At 70.8% G+C, this 12,977-nt stretch carries 18 protein-coding genes; 7 read left to right on the top strand and 11 right to left on the bottom strand.

Annotated elements, in window-relative coordinates; translation table 11 throughout:
• Positions 1-2 precede the first annotated feature (2 nt).
• On the bottom strand, positions 3-377 hold the full coding sequence (locus tag FN821_RS05670; protein ID WP_131171753.1) for a hypothetical protein: 375 nt from the start codon (positions 375-377) through the stop codon (positions 3-5).
• Between the two features lie 218 nt (positions 378-595).
• Here FN821_RS05670 and FN821_RS05675 point away from each other — a divergent pair, with 218 nt between their 5' ends.
• Positions 596-844 carry a WhiB family transcriptional regulator gene (locus tag FN821_RS05675; protein WP_131171754.1) on the top strand — a complete coding sequence of 83 codons (249 nt, stop codon included), beginning with the start codon at positions 596-598 and terminating at the stop codon, positions 842-844.
• Positions 845-927: 83 nt separating this feature from the next.
• Here FN821_RS05675 and FN821_RS05680 read toward each other — a convergent pair whose 3' ends face one another.
• Complete coding sequence (locus FN821_RS05680; RefSeq protein WP_131171755.1) at positions 928-1,290, bottom strand: hypothetical protein; 363 nt, start codon at positions 1,288-1,290, stop codon at positions 928-930.
• Between the two features lie 63 nt (positions 1,291-1,353).
• Between FN821_RS05680 and FN821_RS14865 the strand changes: the two genes are divergently transcribed.
• On the top strand, positions 1,354-1,557 hold the full coding sequence (locus FN821_RS14865) for an ATP-binding protein (protein ID WP_131171836.1): 204 nt from the start codon (positions 1,354-1,356) through the stop codon (positions 1,555-1,557).
• On the opposite strand, the gene FN821_RS14870 is transcribed toward FN821_RS14865, so the two are convergent.
• Entirely contained in the window at positions 1,530-1,745 is a 216-nt protein-coding gene (locus FN821_RS14870) for a helix-turn-helix domain-containing protein (protein ID WP_206662020.1), read from the bottom strand. The genes FN821_RS14865 and FN821_RS14870 overlap by 28 nt on opposite strands.
• Before the next feature lie 37 nt (positions 1,746-1,782).
• On the bottom strand, positions 1,783-3,231 hold the full coding sequence (locus FN821_RS05695) for a sensor histidine kinase (RefSeq protein ID WP_131171756.1): 1,449 nt from the start codon (positions 3,229-3,231) through the stop codon (positions 1,783-1,785).
• 113 nt (positions 3,232-3,344) lie between these two features.
• Here FN821_RS05695 and FN821_RS15020 point away from each other — a divergent pair, with 113 nt between their 5' ends.
• Positions 3,345-3,419 carry a 50S ribosomal protein bL37 gene (locus FN821_RS15020; protein ID WP_131171837.1) on the top strand — a complete coding sequence of 25 codons (75 nt, stop codon included), beginning with the start codon at positions 3,345-3,347 and terminating at the stop codon, positions 3,417-3,419.
• Between the two features lie 68 nt (positions 3,420-3,487).
• Here FN821_RS15020 and rsrA read toward each other — a convergent pair whose 3' ends face one another.
• The gene (gene rsrA, locus FN821_RS05705; protein ID WP_165489272.1) at positions 3,488-3,799 is read right to left on the bottom strand and encodes a mycothiol system anti-sigma-R factor; all 312 of its coding nucleotides are present in this window, start codon (positions 3,797-3,799) and stop codon (positions 3,488-3,490) included.
• On the bottom strand, positions 3,789-4,418 hold the full coding sequence (locus FN821_RS05710) for a sigma-70 family RNA polymerase sigma factor (RefSeq protein ID WP_131171838.1): 630 nt from the start codon (positions 4,416-4,418) through the stop codon (positions 3,789-3,791). Before FN821_RS05710 ends, rsrA begins: the two co-directional genes overlap by 11 nt.
• 178 nt (positions 4,419-4,596) lie before the next feature.
• Between FN821_RS05710 and FN821_RS05715 the strand changes: the two genes are divergently transcribed.
• From FN821_RS05715 to FN821_RS05730, 4 genes are read left to right on the top strand one after another with little or no spacing between them, the layout of a single operon-like run.
• Positions 4,597-5,202, top strand: coding sequence for a DoxX family membrane protein (locus FN821_RS05715; protein ID WP_131171758.1), 606 nt, complete (start codon positions 4,597-4,599; stop codon positions 5,200-5,202).
• A 28-nt stretch (positions 5,203-5,230) separates the two neighbouring features.
• Positions 5,231-6,469, top strand: a complete 1,239-nt coding sequence (aroA, locus tag FN821_RS05720) for a 3-phosphoshikimate 1-carboxyvinyltransferase (RefSeq protein WP_338324574.1) — start codon at positions 5,231-5,233, stop codon at positions 6,467-6,469.
• Positions 6,469-7,488: a ribosome small subunit-dependent GTPase A gene (gene rsgA / locus FN821_RS05725; protein ID WP_131171760.1), complete on the top strand. Its 1,020-nt coding sequence runs from the start codon at positions 6,469-6,471 to the stop codon at positions 7,486-7,488. Before aroA ends, rsgA begins: the two co-directional genes overlap by 1 nt.
• Before the next feature lie 52 nt (positions 7,489-7,540).
• Entirely contained in the window at positions 7,541-8,356 is an 816-nt protein-coding gene (locus FN821_RS05730; RefSeq protein WP_131171761.1) for an inositol monophosphatase family protein, read from the top strand.
• Here the strand turns inward: FN821_RS05730 and serA are convergent.
• Genes serA through FN821_RS05755 form a run of 5 tightly spaced genes read right to left on the bottom strand, consistent with a single transcriptional unit; the run spans position 8,353 to position 12,976 of the window.
• Positions 8,353-9,543, bottom strand: a complete 1,191-nt coding sequence (gene serA / locus FN821_RS05735) for a phosphoglycerate dehydrogenase (protein WP_131171762.1) — start codon at positions 9,541-9,543, stop codon at positions 8,353-8,355. The genes FN821_RS05730 and serA overlap by 4 nt on opposite strands.
• Before the next feature lie 58 nt (positions 9,544-9,601).
• Positions 9,602-10,375: an ATP-binding cassette domain-containing protein gene (locus FN821_RS05740; RefSeq protein ID WP_131171839.1), complete on the bottom strand. Its 774-nt coding sequence runs from the start codon at positions 10,373-10,375 to the stop codon at positions 9,602-9,604.
• A gap of 14 nt (positions 10,376-10,389) precedes the next feature.
• Positions 10,390-11,220 (bottom strand): ABC transporter ATP-binding protein, encoded by an 831-nt coding sequence (locus tag FN821_RS05745; RefSeq protein ID WP_131171763.1) that lies wholly within the window; start codon positions 11,218-11,220, stop codon positions 10,390-10,392.
• Positions 11,217-12,029, bottom strand: coding sequence for an ABC transporter permease (locus tag FN821_RS05750; protein ID WP_131171764.1), 813 nt, complete (start codon positions 12,027-12,029; stop codon positions 11,217-11,219). The genes FN821_RS05745 and FN821_RS05750 overlap by 4 nt, the downstream gene beginning before the upstream one ends.
• Positions 12,026-12,976 carry an ABC transporter permease gene (locus tag FN821_RS05755; protein WP_131171765.1) on the bottom strand — a complete coding sequence of 317 codons (951 nt, stop codon included), beginning with the start codon at positions 12,974-12,976 and terminating at the stop codon, positions 12,026-12,028. Before FN821_RS05755 ends, FN821_RS05750 begins: the two co-directional genes overlap by 4 nt.
• Position 12,977: the final 1 nt, after the last annotated feature.

Consider the following 12,977-nt stretch of genomic DNA (forward strand, 5'->3'; position numbering starts at 1 on the left):
GATCAGGCGTCCCGCTCGTCGAGTTTCAGGGCCTTGGTGGTGGACGGCCAGACGGCGGTCGCCACGGTCGCTGCCGCCACCACGGCGCCGATGGCGGCGAGCGGCTGGGACGGCATGAAGTTCGCGAAGGACGCCAGGTGCAGGAGGCCGCCGGCGACGACCGGTCCTCGGGCCCAGCGCTTCCCGCGGAACAGCCCCCAGGCGGCCCAGGCCAGCACGAGCGCCCAGGCCACCAGCACGGCGCCGATCCCGACCGACAGCGCCGCGAACCGGGCCAGCACGGACAAGACGCCCATGACGGCCATGAAGGCGGCCGCCACCCCGGTGAGGGCTGCGGCGACGATGAGGCTGTGGGGCCGGGCGGTAGAGACAGGCACGGTCGCATCGTAGCGAGGGCGTCCGGGCACCGCTGGATGCCCGAGGATGCCCGGGAGTGAACGAATGGCGCGAAAGTGTATGGAGAGTGTGGACGATTTCGCATCATCCCTTGTGTGGGTCGCGGATCCCTGGGAGTCTTGTACGGCTTACGCGCCCGCCTCTGGCCGGTGACGCGGACCGCTGATTTCCGTTCAATCCAACAAGGAGTGGTTTCCACATGGACTGGCGCCACCGCGCAGCTTGCCTGACGGAGGACCCGGAGCTGTTCTTCCCCGTGGGGAACACCGGGCCTGCCATCATGCAGATCGCCGAGGCCAAGAAGGTGTGTGACCGCTGCGAGGTCCGCTCCGAGTGCCTGCAATGGGCCCTGGAGGCCGGGCAGGACCACGGTGTCTGGGGTGGCCTGTCCGAGGACGAGCGTCGTGCCATGAAGCGCCGCAACGCGCGTTCGCGGCTGCGCGGCTGACGGCCTACCAGGCTTTAGCTTTTCCCCGCCCCGGCAGATCAGGTCGGCCACCAGGGCCGTCCAGCCTGTCTGGTGTGAGGCCCCTAGTCCGGCGCCGGTGTCCCCGTCGAAGTACTCGCTGAACGTGGGATGCCCCCACAGCGGACCCTGCGGCAGGTGCGCGGGTCCCCCGGCCGCCGCCCGTCTCGTCCGACTCGGAACAGGTCGACGAGCCCGTCGCGGAGGGCGGCGATGATCTCGCCGAGCCTTCGCTGGCGGCCCGTCCCGACCGGGTACTCGAAGGTGGTGTCCGCGGCCAAGGCCCGCTCATAGGCCCGCAGCGCGCCCAGCAGGAGCACGTTCACCGGAAACCACACCGGCCCCCGCCACTTGCTGTTGCCGCCGAACAGTCCGTCCCGGCTTTCGGCCGGCTGGTAGTCGTAGCCGAGGCTGCCGCGTCCGGGCACGTCAACGGTGACACGCAGCCTGGACGAGCGCGTGCCCGTACCGCCCGCCGCCGATGAGATCGGCTGGACGAGTCACGCTCGAGGGACTCGGGAGGTTCCGGCCTGGGACTGGCCATCGTCGCCGAGGTCGTGGCTGCGCACGGCGGATCCGTCCGGACCACCGAGTCGGACCTCGGGGGCGCCCTGTTCACCATCGAACTGCCGCCCACTGTCCCGGACCAAGGTCGTCAGACGCCCGCTCAGCCGCCGTCGGCGTCCAGTCGGTAGCCGACGCCGCGCACCGTCTCGATCGCGGCCCGGCCGAACGGGACGTCGATCTTCTTGCGCAGGTGACGTAGGTCCCGACGGTGGGCCGGCGACGCTTGGCCCGTCGGGGCGTCACAGACGTCGCTTTGGTGGTGGTGAGGGTCACGTGGTCCTTCCAGCTCGGGCGCACTCCAACGACCCGACCTCATGAGTCTGCGTGCCGACCCCTGAGAGGTCGCTGAGCCGTCAGGCGACCGGGATGTCGATCACGGCGCGGGTGCCGGGAGCGTCCTCGCGCGGCAGCACCTCGAAGCGTCCGTGCAGATCGGCCACCAGGGTGGCGACGATCGACAGGCCGAGGCTGTCGCTGTCCTCCAGCCGGAAGCTGGTCGGCATGGACGTGCCGTCGTTGATGACCTCCACGACGAGGCGTCCGTCGTTCTGGGCGGCCCGCACCGTCACGGTGCCGGCACCCTCGCCCAGCCCATGCTCGATGGCGTTCTGGGTGATCTCGGTCAGCACGAGGGACAAGCTCGTCGCCGCGGCGGCAGGCACGTAACCGAACGAGCCCTCGCGTCTCATGATCACATGGTGCATCGCCGCCACTTCGCGCACCATCATCAAGAGGCGATCCGCCACGTCGTCGAACCGAACCGAGCTGTCGAACGCCTGGGACAGAATCTCGTGGACCACGGCGATCGCGGCCACCCGCTTCTGGGCGTCCGAGAGGGCGTTTCGGGTCTCGTCGGACGCCGTCCGCCGGGCCTGCAGGCGCAACAGGGCGGACACGGTCTGCAGGTTGTTCTTCACCCGATGGTGGATCTCGCGGATCGTGGCGTCCTTGGTCACCAGCTGCCGCTCCCGCGAGCGCAGTTCGGTGGTGTCGCGGCACATGATCAGGTAGCCGCAGGGGCGTCCGGCACACAGCAACGGCTGGACGCGCAGTCGGACGGCGGCGGTCGTCGAGTCGAGGTCGAACTCATGCGGACGCACCCGGTCGGACACCGCCGTGTCCGTCGGCATCCGGGTCTCGGCCGGCAGGGTCGCCAGGACGTGGCGGAACTCCTCCCCCAGCAGATCGCCCGGTACGCCGAGGCGCCGGAACGCGCTCACGGAGTTCGGGCTGGCGAAGATCACGTTCCCGGCACCGTCCACCCGGATGAGTCCGTCGACCACGCGCGGGCTGATCCAGGGCACGGGCTTTTCGCCGTCCATGGGGAACTCGCCACGGAACATCATCGCCCGCAGGATCGTGGCCAGGTCGAGGTAGGTCTCCTCCAGGGCGCCCGGCGCCCGGACGCCCATCCTATTCGTGTGCATCTCCACGATGCCGATGACCCGTCCGCGTCGGCTGATCGGGACCGCGTGCTGTTCGACCGGGATGCCGGCGTGCAGCTTGTTGCCGGACGTGTGCGCGAGCTCCTGCGAGAGGTACGCCTCCATCACGAGGCTGTCCACCTCGTAGCTGATGTCATCCCCGACGACGTCGTCCTCGAGGGCGGTCGGTCCGGTCGTGGGGCGCACCTGGGCGGCCGCCCAGAACACGTTCGGGTCGGCGTCCGGGACCCACAGGATCAGGTCCGAGAAGGACAGGTCGGCCAACAGCTCCCACTCTTCGACGAGCCGCTCGAGGTCGGCGAGGTCGGCAGCCGACAGCTCGGTGCGCAGCGCGACGACCTCTGCGAGGGAAAGCATGGCCCAACAGTAAACGGTCCCTGCGTCCTCGTTTGGACGCCCCCCGTGTCCGGGTGGCAGAATGGCGCCTCGCGCCAGCGGCGCGACGACGACACTGACGTGAGGAGACTCAGATGGCGAAGGGTGGCCGAAAGAGCCGGGCCCGCAAGAAGAAGAAGGCGAACCACGGCAAGCGCCCGAACGCCTGAGGCTTCGACCCAGACAACGAACCCCCCGAGGATCATCCTCGGGGGGTTCGAGCTTGTTGGCGTCAGACTCAGGACGCCGGCGGGACGATGAAGCGCGTGACCTCGGTGTACTCCACCGAGCTGTAGGTCGAGCAGCCGTACTGCTTCATGATCGAGGTGCGCAGGGTCGTCGGGGCGGACGCCGTCCGGCAGCACCGCTGGACGAGCGCCTTCAGCGCGACCGCGACGTCGGCGTCCTCGACGCAGCGATCGCACGCGTCCAGGTGCTGGCGGATCTCGTCGGCCTCGGCCTCGGAGCATTCGCCGTCCAGGAACTCCCAGAGTCGGTCGAGCACGGCCGAACAGTCGGACGCGGGCTCTGCGGTGTGATCAGTCGTCATCGCCGGCCTCGTCCTTGATGATGCCCAACTCGCGCGCATGGTCGGCGAGGGCGCGGCGCAGCTGCGCGCGCCCGCGGTTGAGGCGCGACATCACCGTGCCGATCGGCGTCCCCATGATCTCGGCGATCTCCTTGTACGCGAAGCCCTCGACGTCGGCCAGATAGACCGCGAGGCGGAAGTCCGGGGACAGGGCGTTCATGGCCTCGGTCACCACCGAATCCGGCATGAGGTCGAGCGCCTCCATCTCGGCGCTGCGCAGGCCGTCGGAGGTGTGCTGCTCGGCCCGGTGCAGCTGCCAGTCCTCGACGTCCGTGCCATCGCTCAACTGCGGCTGCCGCTGCTTCTTGCGGTAGCTGTTGATGTAGGTGTTCGTGAGGATCCGGTACAGCCACGCCTTGAGGTTCGTGCCCGGCTCGAACTGATGGAAGGAGGCAAACGCCTTCGCGTAGGTCTCCTGGACCACGTCCTCGGCGTCGGCCGGGTTCCTGGTCATGCGCAGCGCGGCGCCGTAGAGCTGGTCGAGGAAGACGAGGGCATCACGCTCGAAGCGCTCAGCACGCGCCAGGGCGGTCTCGGTCGCGAGGTCGACCGTGGGGGCGTCATCGAGTGGCAGGTCCATCGCGTACGAGAGTAGCGGGCTCCAGCCGTCGGCGCGCACCGACCCAGGTTGGGTCACGGGGGCGAAGGTGGTCGTCACGACACGTTCAACTCACCCGGAGGCGTCCGATATTCCCCAGGTGGGCCGCACAGTGGCGGCTCGGCTTGTCGGGCTCCGCTTCACGCGCTAGGAATGGGACATGAACCTTCTGCGCGGGGCCGGTCGGGCCATGATGGCCACCTACTTCATCGCCAACGGCGTGAAGGCATTGCGGGACCCTGACGCGCTGGTGCCGGCCACCGAGCCGATCGCCCAGAGGTTCGTCCCCTTCGCCCAGAAGACGCTGCCCGAGGCGGTGAGCGCCTACGTGCCCGAGGACACCCGCTCGCTCGTGCGCCTGGGCGGGGTGGCGTCCATCGCGGGTGGCCTCGGGATGGCCACCGGCATCGCCCCCCGCGGAGGTGGCGTCCTCGCGGCGGCGTCCATGCTGCCCCACCTCGTCGCCGCCGATCCGCGCCAGGCGTCCGACCGCCGGGGAGCGATGACCGACTTCTTCGGCAAGCTGGCCATCGCGGGTGCCGCGCTGGTCGTCTCCCAGGACACCCGTGGACGCCCCAGCCTGCTGTGGCGCGCTGGCGACTCCGCGGCCCGGCTCGGCCGGACGACGACGCGCGCGGTGGACGGGGCTCAGGCGGACGCCGTGGCGCTGAGCCGTCGCGCGCGCAAGAACCTCGACAAGGCCGCTCGCCAGGCCCAGCGCCGCTTCGACGCCGTGGCCGAGGACGTCAAGGGCGTTCTTCAGTGACCGCTGAGGCCGCCCGATGAGGCGGTGGGTGGCCCCTACCGCCTCCGGTCCGGTCTCGGCCAGCGTCGTCGTTCCCGGTTCCAAGTCGGCGACGGCGCGCGCCCTCGTGCTGGCCGCGCTCGCCGACGGCCCCTCGACCCTGTCCGGCGTCCTGGACGCCCGGGACCCGCGCCTCATGCAGGACGCCCTGACGTCGTTGGGGGTGTCGATCGCGCCCGCCGGACCCGGAGTCGTCACCGTCACTCCGCCGGATCGCTTCGTGCCGGCGGACATCGACTGCGGGCTCGCGGGCACCGTCATGCGATTCGTCCCGCCGATCGCTGCCCTCGCCGAGGGCCGGAGCCGGTTCACCGGGGACGCCGCGGCCTCCGCGCGGCCGGTGCGTCCGCTGTTGGACGCCCTTCGTCAGGCCGGCGTCTCGGTCGACGGCAACGCGCTGCCGTTCGACGTGCTGGGCGCAGGCTCGGTCCCAGGCGGGGTCGTCGAACTGGACGCCTCGGCGTCCAGTCAGTTCCTGTCAGCGTTGCTGCTGGCCGGGGCGAGGTTCGACGGGGGCCTGACCATCCGGCACCGCGGAGCACCCATTCCCTCGCTGCCGTACGTCGGCATGACCGTCGGGATGCTGCGCGACCGGGGCGTCCGGATCGACACACCCGAGGCCGACACCTGGGTCGTCCACCCGGGCAGCATCGCCGCGCAGGACGAGGCGATCGAGCCCGACCTGATGAACGCGTCCGCCTTCCTGTGCGCCGCGCTCGTCACCGGCGGACGCATCGAGACGGCCTGGCCCGAGCGGACGCTCCAGGCGGCCGACGGCGTCCTCGCGGCACTCGAAGCCTTCGGCGCCACGATCGACCGCTCCCCCGGACGCGTGACCGTCACCGGACGCGTCCGCGGAGCCGACATCGACCTGGCCGAGGTGGCCGAGCTGACCTGCGTGCTGGCGGCCGTCGCTTGCCTGGCCGACGGCCCGAGCCGCCTGCGCGGGGTCGGGCACATCCGGGGGCACGAGACCGACCGGCTCGCGGCGCTGGCGTCCGAACTCTCCGCCCTAGGGGCCGACGTTCGCGAGACCGACGACGGACTGGCCATCACGCCAGGTCCCCTGCGCGGCGCGACCTTCCGCACCTACGCCGACCACCGCATGGCCCACGCGGCGGCCGTCGTGGGCCTCGGCGTCCCCGGTGTCGAACTCGACGACGTCGACTGCACCACCAAGACCATGCCCGACTTCCCCGGCCTCTGGGCCGCGATGCTGGGAGCCTGATGGCCATCAAGGGACGCCTCGGCGTCCGGCACGACGAGGACGACGGCTACGGGCGTCCGGCCCGGCGGACGCGTCCGCGGACCAAGGACCGACCCGACTACTCGGGCTCCGAGACGGGCTACGTGGTCGCCGTCGACCGCGGGCGCTTCACCGTTCTGGTCGACAACGACCAGGGCCTGCGCGAGCTGTCATGCACGAAGGCCCGCCAACTCGGACGCAAGGGCGTCATCGTGGGCGACGAGGTTCAGGTGGTGGGTGACACGTCCGGCGCGGACGGCACCCTGGCCCGGATCGTCGGCGTCGTCGAACGACGCTCGGTGCTGCGCCGCACCGCGGATGACGACGATCCGTTCGAGCGGCCCATCGTCGCCAACGCCGACCAGCTCGCCATCGTCACCGCGCTGGCCGATCCGCCGCCGAGGCCCGGCATGATCGACCGGATCCTGGTCGCCGCCTACGACGCCGGCCTGTGGCCGCTGCTCGTGCTCACGAAGGCCGACCTGTCCTCGCCCGACGAGCTGAGCGCGCTCTATCGCGACCTCGACGTCACCGTGCTCTCGACCCACCCAGGCTCCGATCTCGATGAGCTCCGCGACGAACTCGCCGGGCATCGCACCGTCTTCGTCGGCCACTCGGGCGTGGGCAAGTCCACCCTGGTCAACGCGCTCATCCCGGACGCCGGCCGGGCCATCGGCCACGTCAACCAGGTCACCGGCCGCGGACGCCACACGTCGACCTCGGCCGTCGCGCTGCAGCTGCCGGGTGGCGGCTGGGTCATCGACACTCCGGGCGTCCGGTCGTTCGGCCTGTCCCACGTCACCACCGACTCGATCATCGCCGCCTTTCCCGACCTCGCCGACCTCGTGGGCGACTGCCCGCGGGCCTGCGCGCACGACACGTCGGCCGCCCAGTGCGCTCTGGACGCCGCCGTCCAGCGCGGCGACCTGGCGTCCAGCCGGCTGGAGTCCTTCCGCCGCATGGAGAAGGCCTGGATCACGCCCGACCACGACCTGCGCTGAGGGCCGGGGCGAGCCCACCTCCCACGCCTCCCACGCCCGATAGTGTGCGGACATGGCCGACCAATCATTCCTCGACGACCTGCGGCTCGCCCACGTGCTGGCCGATAGCGCCGACTCGCTCACCATGGCGCGCTTCAAGGCCCTGGACCTGTCCGTCTCGATGAAGCCCGACATGACCGAGGTCTCCGACGCGGACGTCGCCGTCGAGGAGTCGATCCGGCGCAACCTGTCCCGGGCTCGGCCCCGAGACGCGGTCCACGGCGAGGAGGGCGACGATACCGGCTGGGGTCCACGGCGCTGGGTGATCGACCCGATCGACGGCACGAGCAACTTCGTCCGCGGCGTCCCGGTGTGGGCGACGCTGATCGGACTCATGGATGGTCCGGACGTCGTCGTCGGGCTGGTGTCGGCCCCGGCGCTCGGACGCCGCTGGTGGGCGTCCGTCGGCGGCGGCGCGTACACGGGGAAGTCGCTCGCGTCGGCGTCCAGGCTGACGGTGTCTGGCGTGACGAACGTCACGGACGCCTCGCTGTCGTACTCGTCCATCCACGGCTGGGTCGACTCGGGACGAGGCCAGCAGTTCGTCGATCTGATGCGCGACTGCTGGCGGACGCGGGCCTACGGCGACTTCTGGAGCTACATGCTGGTCGCCGAGGGGGCCGTCGACATCGCCTGCGAGCCCGAGCTGGCGCTGCACGACATGGCCGCTCTCGTCCCGGTCGTCACGGAGGCGGGCGGCACGTTCACCAACATCGACGGACGCCCCGGCCCCGTCGGCCCGGGCGCGGTCGTCACCAACGGGCACCTGCATGGCGAGGTGCTCAGGATGCTGGCGCCGATGGAGCCGACCGAGGAGCTGCAGCTCTAGCGGGTCTCCACCCGGACGGTCTCGGGCAGCTCCGACAAGGCGGCCACGAGCTCGGGCTGCGGGATGGCGTCCAGGTCGAGGACCGCATAGCCGTGCTGGCCGCGCGTCGCCAGCGTCTGCGCCTCGATGTTGGCCCCCCACCGGGCGAGCAGGGTGTTGATGTTCGCCAGGACCCCGGGCACGTTGTGATGCAGATGGACGATGCGTCGACCACCGTGCGCGGCCGGCTGCACGGGCGGGAAGTTCACCGACAGGATCGTCGAGCCCAGCTCGACGAAGTCGGCCAGCTTGCCCGCGACGAAGAAGCCGATGTCTTCTTGCGCCTCCTCGGTGGAACCGCCGACGTGGGGGGTCAGGATGACGTTCGGGATCCCGCGCAAGGCGCTGACGAACTCTTCGTCGTTGGTCTTCGGCTCGCGGCCGAACACGTCCAGCGCGGCGCCAGCGATGTGCCCCGACTTGAGGTGCCGGACCAGCGCGTCCTCGTCGACCACGTGCCCGCGGGAGAGGTTCAGGAACAGCGACCGCGGACGCATCCGGGCGAACTCGGCCTCGCCGAAGATGAGGCGGTTGCTGGGGCGTCCGTCGACGTGCAGCGAGACCGTCTCCACGGTCTCCAGCAGTTCGGCCAGCGTGGCGCAGCGCCGGGCATTGCCGAGGGCGAGCCGGTCGACCACGTCGTAGAAGTAGACCCGCATCCCGAGGGCCTCGGCCACCACCGAGAGCTGGCTGCCGATGCTGCCGTAGCCGACGATGCCGAGGCTGCGGCCGCGGATCTCGTGGCTGCCGGCGGCCGACTTCGTCCAGATGCCGGCGTGCATGCGGGCCGTGTGGTCGGTCAGGTGCCGCGCCATCGAGATGATCTCGCCGATCGCCAACTCCACGACAGAGCGCGTGTTGCTGTACGGCGCGTTGAAGACCGCCACGCCGGCCGCGGACGCCGCGGCGAGGTCGATCTGGTTCGTGCCGATGCAGAAGGCGCCGATGGCTTTGAGGTGCGGCGAGGCGGCGATCACGGCGTCCGTGACGTGCGTCGCCGACCGGATGCCCAGCACGTCCACGCCGTCGAGCGCGGCGATGAGCTCCGCCTCGCCGAGCGCTCCCTCGACCGTCGAGACGTCGAAGCCGCGGTCGCGCAGCAGCGCGACGCCGGCGGGATGGACGTTCTCGCACAGGAGGGCCTTCACGGGCGTTGATCCTACGTGGCCCCATCCGGACGCCTTCGCGCGCGTCCCAGCCGTGGGATCAGGCGCCGCGGAACGCCGGGATCGCGGCCAGCAGAGCGCGCGTGTAGTCCGTTTGCGGGTCGCTGAACAGGGACGCCGTCGGCGCGGACTCGACGATCCGGCCCTGCCTCATGACGATGGCGCGCGAACACACATGGCGGACGACCCGGAGGTCGTGGCTGACGAAGATCATGGTCAGCCCGAACCGGTCGACGAGATCGTCCAGCAGGTTCAGCACCTGCGCCCGGACGGACACGTCCAGGGCGGAGACGGGCTCGTCGGCGATGAGCACGTGCGGCTTGGGCGCCAGCGCGCGGGCGATCGCGATGCGCTGCCGCTGGCCGCCGGAGAACTCGTGGGGGTAGCGGTCCGCGTCCGCGTAGTCGAGGCCGACGGCCTCCATCAGCTCGCGGACGCGGGCGTCCGGGTCGAGATCGCCGAGTTCGGCGCGGATCATCGGCGAACGGAGCGGCTCGGTGATGATCCGCCGCACCTTCATGCGCGGATCCAGCGAGGCCCGCGGGTCCTGGAACACGATCTGCACACGCCGCCTCAGGAAGCCCAGCTCGCGCTCGGGGCGTCCGGTCACCGGCTGGCCCTCGAACGAGACCGAGCCGGCCGTCGGCGTGTCCAGGGCAGCCAGCAGGCGGATCAAGGTCGACTTACCCGAGCCCGACTCCCCCACCACCCCGAGCCGCTCGCCGCGGCGAACGGTGAGGTCGACGCCCTCCAGCGCGAGGACGCGTCCGGCGCCCCGACCGAAGACCCGGGTGAGGCCGACCGCGGCGAACATCTCCTTGTCGGCGGTCATCGCTCGGCTCCCGCATAGAAGTCCTCGACGAGGGGCAGACGGCTGCCTGGCTCGACCAGATCGAGGCGAGACGTCGCGACCAGGCCCTTCGTGTAGGGATGCTGGGCGTCGGTGAAGATCCCGGACGCCGTGCCGCGCTCCACGATTTCGCCGTCCAGCATCACCAGCACGTCGGAGCACAGCTCCGAGACCACCGCGAGGTCGTGGCTGATGAACAGGCAGGCGGCGTTCTGCGAGGCCAGCACGCGGTCCAGCAGTTTGAGCACCGTGGCCTGCACCGTCACGTCGAGGGCGGTGGTCGGCTCGTCGCAGATCACGAGGTCCGGTGAGTTGATCAGCGCCATCGCGGTCACCACCCGCTGCCGCTGGCCGCCGGACAGCTCGTGCGGGAAGCTGTTCGCGATCCGCTCCGGGTCGGCGAAGCCCACCTCGCCCAACATCACCAGCACCCGCTCGCGGGCGGCCCCCGGGGCTGCGGTCGAGTGCAGCCTCAGCACCTCCGCGACCTGGCGTCCGCACCGCATCGTGGGGTCCAGCGCCGTCATCGGCTCCTGGAAGATCATGGTCAGCTCGTCGCCGCGAAGCTCCGACATGGCCCGGTCGGAGCTGCCCACCACCTCCACGTCGCCGAGGCGGATCGACCCGCTGATGCGGGCGTTGTCGGGCAGCAGCCCCATCACGGCGAGCGAGGTCACCGTCTTGCCGCAGCCCGATTCGCCGATGAGTCCGACGCGCTGGCCAGGCTCAACGTCGAAACTGATGCCCCGGACGACGGGCGGTCGGCGTCCGAAAGCGACCGTCAGGTCGCGGACCCGCAAGAGGCTCATGTGACCTCCCGCAGCTTCGGGTCCAGCAGGTCGCGCAGTCCGTCACCGAGCAGGTTGAAGCCCAGCACGGCCAGCGCGATCGCGATCCCCGGCCAGACGGCCTGCAGGGGGCTGCCGTACCAGACGCTCTGGGCGTCCTTCAGCATCGAGCCCCAGCTGGGCGTCGGCGGCTGGGTGCCCAGCCCGAGGTACGACAACGCCGCCTCAGCGAGGATCGCCATGGCGAACGTGACCGATGCCTGGACGCCGACCAGTGGCGCGATGTTTGGCAGCACGTGCGTCCGGGCGATGGTGAGTCGGCTCGAGCCGCACGAGCGGGCCGCGAGAACGTAGTCGGACGCCAGCACCGACAGCGCGCCGGCGCGCGCGATCCTGATGAACTGGGGCACCGCCGCCAGGCCGATCGCGACCATCGCCGTCACGGTCCCGCCGCCGAACACCCCGGCCAGCAGGATGGCCAGCAAGAGGGCCGGGAACGCCTGGGCCACGTCCGTCGCGCGCATCACGACCTCGGACGCCGCCTTCGGCAGCTGCGCCGTGACGATGCCGGCGGGGACTCCGAGCAGGGTCGCAATCCCCACCGAGATGACCCCGACGACCAGGCAGGACTGGGCGCCCACGAGCAGCCTGCTGAACACGTCCCGGCCGAGCCGGTCGGTGCCGAGGACGTTGGGCCACTCGGGCGGACGCAGCCGCGGGAAGCTCGTGTTGTAGAGCGCATCGAACGGCGTCCAAAAGACCGACACCAGGGCCATGACGGCGACCAAGGCAACGAGGACCAAGCCGAGGCGCAGCTGGAGCCGGCTCATCGCTCGGCCGTCCGTAGGCGCGGATCGATCAGGACGTAGCTGACCTCGACGAGCGCGTTGATCAGCAGCACGGCCAGCACGAGCAGCATCACGACGCCCTGGATGACCATGACGTCCTTCTGCCGGACGTAGGTGAGCAGCAGCGACCCCAGCCCGGGCAGGACGAACACCTGCTCGATCACGATGGCGCCCACCAGGATGGATGCCAGCTGCAGCCCCAGGACCGTCACCAGGCTGAGAGACGCGTTGCGGACGCCGTGGCGCAGCAGTGCCCCCCAGCGCGACCAGCCGACGGCGCGGGCGGTGCGGTAGTAGTCCTCGCTCAGCACGTCGATGAACGCGCTCCTGACGTAGCGCACCAACACTGCGGCCTGCACCAGGGCGAGGGCGAGCACCGGGAGGGCGAGGCTGCGCGCCCACCCGATGGGGTCCGTGGTCAGCGGGATGTAGCCGTTGGGTGGCAGCACCCGCCAGACGACCCCGAACAGGATCGAGAGCAAGATGCCCGCCCAGAACGCCGGGATGGCCATCCCGACCTGGGCGACGGCGCTGACCGCGACGCCCTCCCAGCGGCGGCGGCGCAGGGCCGCCAGCATGCCGAACGGCAGGGCGATGACGACCGAGACCAGCAACGAGAACCCGGCGAGCGCGCCGGTGACGGGCAGCGTCGGGCCGATGAGGCCGGACACCGCCACCCCGCTGGCGTACGACGTGCCGAAGTCGCCGCGGAGCATGCCGGCGACCCAGGTCAGGTAGCGAACGATCGCGGGCCGGTCAGTGCCCAGCTCGTGGGCCTTCGCGGCGATCTGCTCAGCCGACGCGCCGTCGCCGAGCAGGATCCGTGCGGGATCGCCCGGCAGCGCCTGGCAGATGATGAAGATCGCGAGCGAAGCGCCGACGAGGCTGAGGGCAAAGACACCCAGCCTCCGTGCGACGGTCGCGATCACG

This window comes from Propioniciclava tarda (assembly GCF_900182665.1).
Classification (GTDB): domain Bacteria; phylum Actinomycetota; class Actinomycetes; order Propionibacteriales; family Propionibacteriaceae; genus Propioniciclava; species Propioniciclava tarda.